This window comes from Shewanella profunda (genome assembly GCF_023283765.1).
GTDB classification, from domain to species: Bacteria; Pseudomonadota; Gammaproteobacteria; order Enterobacterales; family Shewanellaceae; genus Shewanella; species Shewanella profunda.
Genome location: NZ_JAKILG010000089.1, coordinates 1 through 3,344 on the forward strand (window position 1 = coordinate 1; position 3,344 = coordinate 3,344).

Annotated in this window: 2 protein-coding genes; both read left to right on the forward strand. The window is 45.1% G+C overall.

What is annotated here, in order from left to right; translation table 11 throughout:
• Nucleotides 1-318: 318 nt before the first annotated feature.
• Nucleotides 319-1,983, forward strand: a complete 1,665-nt coding sequence (locus tag L2744_RS21200) for an AMP-binding protein (protein ID WP_248993737.1) — start codon at nucleotides 319-321, stop codon at nucleotides 1,981-1,983.
• A 184-nt stretch (nucleotides 1,984-2,167) separates the two neighbouring features.
• Nucleotides 2,168-3,118, forward strand: coding sequence for a calcium/sodium antiporter (locus L2744_RS21205; RefSeq protein ID WP_248993738.1), 951 nt, complete (start codon nucleotides 2,168-2,170; stop codon nucleotides 3,116-3,118).
• Nucleotides 3,119-3,344 lie beyond the last annotated feature (226 nt).

A 3,344-nucleotide genomic window follows, 5' to 3' on the forward strand; every position in this document is an offset into this window, starting at 1 on the left:
TGTAGTAGGTTGGGAGCGGTTATGGGAAGGATGGTTCAAACTGCAAACCATCCTTGAAGGCTACGAATTGGCTCTATCTCTTGAGCACGAGATGTGATCAAGAGACAGGCTTAGGCGCCTTTTTTGTTGCTATTTTGGCCACCTCCTCAGCTCTGACCTCTGCCCTGCTTCATCTTTATTTCACACTCACTTATAGGCTTGATACTCCATTTCAGAATTTTGCAATCTTGCAAACTATTTGCGCAGCATCACAAAACTCGCCATACTGATACCTATCGTGATGGGGTTAAAATAACAATAAAGAACAGGGAATTGCCTATGGATACTGCAATTAAAACACCAATCGAAATGCTGGCACACTGGGCTAAGACTCGTGGGGATGAAGTCTATTTGCGCCAACCAATCAAGGGACAATATCTTGATTTTACTTGGAGTGAGGTCCAAGAAAAAGTTCACCAATTAGCTGGCGCCCTACGTCACTTAGGGTTTGAGCCCGGCGATAAAATTGCCGTCTTATCTAAAAACTGCGCCGAATGGTTTATCACAGATCTCGCCTTGATGCATGGCGGTTATATCAGCGTACCTATTTATCCCACAGCCAACACTGATACCATTCGTTATGTGCTGCAACACAGTGGAGCTAAAGCGATTTTTGTCGGTAAGCTCGATCACTGGGCCGATCAAGAAGCCGGAGTTGGCGGTGAATTACTACGCCTTGCAATGCCCTACGACACTATGCCTGCGCAATATCAGTGGGAACAATTGCTAAATCTTGGCCATCCTTTAATTGAAACACCGCTGCCAAAGCTAGATCAGTTCATGACACTGATCTACACCTCGGGTTCGACAGGGCAACCTAAAGGCGCCATTCAAACCTTTGCCAGCTACGGCTGGACCTGTAAGGCCGTCGTGCGCGACTTACGCACCGACGGTGACGATAGGCTCTTATCCTATCTGCCATTAGCACACATCACGGAACGTGTTGCGATTGAAGGCTCATCCTTTTATTCAGGCAGTACAGTCGCCTTCGTAGAAAGCCTCGATTCCTTTGTCGCCGATGTGCAGCGGGCAAAACCTACGGTATTTTTCTCCGTTCCACGTTTATGGAGCCTATTCCAGAAAAATATCATAGATAAAATTGGCCTGAGTAAACTCAATCTATTGCTCAAAATTCCGCTGCTTAGCAGTTTTGTAAAATACAAAATTCACAAGGGATTAGGTTTAAACCATTGTCGCTTGCTCGGCTCGGGTTCTGCGCCCATTCCACCATCATTGATCCACTGGTATCACAGTATTGGCCTCAATATTTGTGAAGCTTGGGGGATGACGGAAAACTGCGCTTATTCCATTATCAATTACCCCTTTGATGCCCGTAAAATTGGCACCGTTGGCCGTCCAATAGAGGATTGCTTGATACGCCAAGGGGACGATGGCGAGTTACTGATCAAAAGCCCAGGTCTAATGACTGCCTATTATTTACAACCCGAAGCTACCGCAGCGGCCTTCGATACCGACGGTTTCTTCCGCACTGGCGATTTATGCGCCATAGATGCCGATGGCTGTGTGACTATTACAGGCCGTGTTAAAGATAATTTTAAAACCGCCAAGGGCAAATATGTCGCGCCCGTCCCGATTGAACGTAAGTTAGCTCAGGATCCCCACGTGGAGCTTATTTGCGTTATTGGCTCTGGTTTGCCGCATCCCATAGCACTAGTGCAATTATCCGAAGGCGCAAGCCTACAAGCCCGTGAGGAAGTAAGAACCTCACTGAAAGCAACACTGGATAGCGTTAATCCACACTTAGAGTCCCATGAACATGTGGATGCGATTGTGGTCGTCAGCGAACCTTGGTCGATTGAAAATGATGTACTCACTCCAACCCTAAAAATTAAACGCCATGTGCTAGAAAAAGCCTTTAGCGAACGTGTCGATGGAATTCGGGGCGCTACAATATGTTGGGAAGATGAGCTTCCAACAAAATAAATGCTATAAAACAGTGAGATAACAAATTTTGCTATATCACTAAATCAAAGCACGTCATAAGGCGTGCTTTTTTATGACATATTCTGTCAAACTGTTTTAAAACCACGTATCATGAGTGCCTGTCGGTTTAGGGTGCGCGCACCTAAATTCAATTCACTTAATCAAGATTTAACAGAGTCTAAAAATGCTCATTGCACTTTCAATTATCGGCGGTTTTATTATTTTAACCTTAGGCGCAGAAGCCCTAGTGCGCGGCGCGAGTTCAATTGCCCTGCGTTTAGGTATTACTCCGTTAATTATCGGCTTAACTATCGTGGCTTTTGGTACCAGTGCACCAGAATTAGCGGTCAGTGTTAAATCCGCTCTGGCGGGTAACAGTGGCATCGCCCTGGGTAATGTGATTGGGTCAAACATTGCAAACATTGGTTTGATTTTAGCGATTACCGCGCTTATCCGTCCAATTCAGGTACAATCCCAGATAGTAAGACGTGATATCCCTTTGATGATCTTAGCTTCTATGCTGTTTTGGGGTTTATTGCTAGACGGTGAACTGAGCCTAGTTGACGGCGTTGTGCTGCTTTCACTGTTAGTGAGTTATTTAGTGTTTAGTTACATCAGCTCAAAAAACACTAAGGATGCAGATGGTGAAATCATCGAAGAAGGTCCTAAGAGCCCGCTGTTCTCAATTTTATTTATTCTAGTGGGCATTAGCATGTTAGTCGGTGGTGGTATTTTATTTGTGGATGGCGCCGTCGCTCTCGCTAAAACCTTCGGTGTTAGTGAAGTGATTATCGGTTTAACTATCGTCGCAATTGGCACCAGTATGCCTGAGTTGGTCACCTCGGTTTTAGCCGCGCTAAAGGGGCAAAGTGATATTGCTATCGGTAATGTCGTAGGCTCTAACCTTTTTAATATCTTAGGTATTTTAGGTGTCACCGCAATAGTTCACCCAGTATCGGCTCTGGGTTTTCAATCCCTCGATTTTATCGTGATGTTAGCCTTCGCCATCGTCATTTTACCCTTCGCTTGGACAGGCTTACGTATCGGCCGCCGGGAAGGCGCTGTTTTGTTGCTTGGCTACTTAGGCTATATGGGTTACTTAGTAAACCAAGCAAGTACGCAATCGCTGGTTTAATCTTTATTTAACTCAGATAAACACCGGAGCATTCCGGTGTTTTGCTATCTGTGAGGTCAACTGTCCTCAATAAGTCTCCTTTATTCATCATTCTTCGCACTGGAGTTCATATCTATGTGTAGTGGCATAGTGAATTTGGCCACCTAATAAGAAATGTTATGATCTCACTCATAACCCATTTAGGTGACAACATGAATAAAAGTAAACGTGCACGATATAGCGCCGC

Bases quoted from the DNA above. Each gene is read 5' to 3' on its own strand.
- L2744_RS21200 (WP_248993737.1), top strand. From the start codon at position 319: ATGGATACTGCAATTAAAACACCAATCGAAATGCTGGCACACTGGGCT.
- L2744_RS21205 (WP_248993738.1), top strand. From the start codon at position 2,168: ATGCTCATTGCACTTTCAATTATCGGCGGTTTTATTATTTTAACCTTA.